This window comes from Leucobacter sp. M11 (assembly GCF_035726885.1).
Taxonomy (GTDB): domain Bacteria; phylum Actinomycetota; class Actinomycetes; order Actinomycetales; family Microbacteriaceae; genus JAPFRB01.
Genome location: NZ_JAPFRB010000003.1, coordinates 37672 through 38246, shown reverse-complemented (window position 1 = coordinate 38246; position 575 = coordinate 37672). Strand labels below are relative to the sequence as shown.

Here is a 575-nt window from a genome sequence, read left to right as displayed (position 1 = left end):
ACGGCGGGCGCACCGGCGCATGAGCGTGACCGACCCCCAGGCCGAGCCCGCACCGCGCCCCGAGCGAGCGACGAGCCCGGCCAGCCCCGCGAGCGAGCTCGCCGACAGCCTGCTCGCCGCCCTGGCCGCCCTCGGCCTCCGGCACCTGATCGTCAGCCCCGGCTCCCGCTCGCAGGCCCTCGCGCTCGCCGCCGCGGACCTGGGCCAGACGGGCCGCGTCCGCGTACACGTGCGCCACGACGAGCGCCAGGCCGGGTTTCTCGCCCTCGGCCTCGCCCGGGAGACCGGCGTGCCCGCGGCGGTCATCGTCACGAGCGGCTCCGCCGTCGGCAACCTGCTTCCCGCCGTCATGGAGGCGAGCCACAGCGCCGTCCCCCTCATCGTGCTGAGCGCGGACCGCCCCGAGGAACTGCACGGAATTCGCAGCAACCAGACGACCCAGCAGGCGGGCCTCTTCGGCCCCTTCGCGCGGCTCAGCCACGACGAGCCCGCGCCCGTGCCCGGCGGAGCGCACGAGGCGGATGCCGTCCGACTCGCCGCAGCGGCCTGGCGCTCGGCGCTCGGGCGGGCGGACG

General features: G+C 77.7%; 1 protein-coding gene. It reads left to right on the top strand.

Annotated elements, in window-relative coordinates; genetic code table 11:
* Positions 1 to 19: 19 nt before the first annotated feature.
* Positions 20 to 575 (top strand): thiamine pyrophosphate-binding protein (locus tag OOT08_RS08350; protein WP_442916210.1); only part of this gene is annotated, 556 nt, incomplete at its 3' end.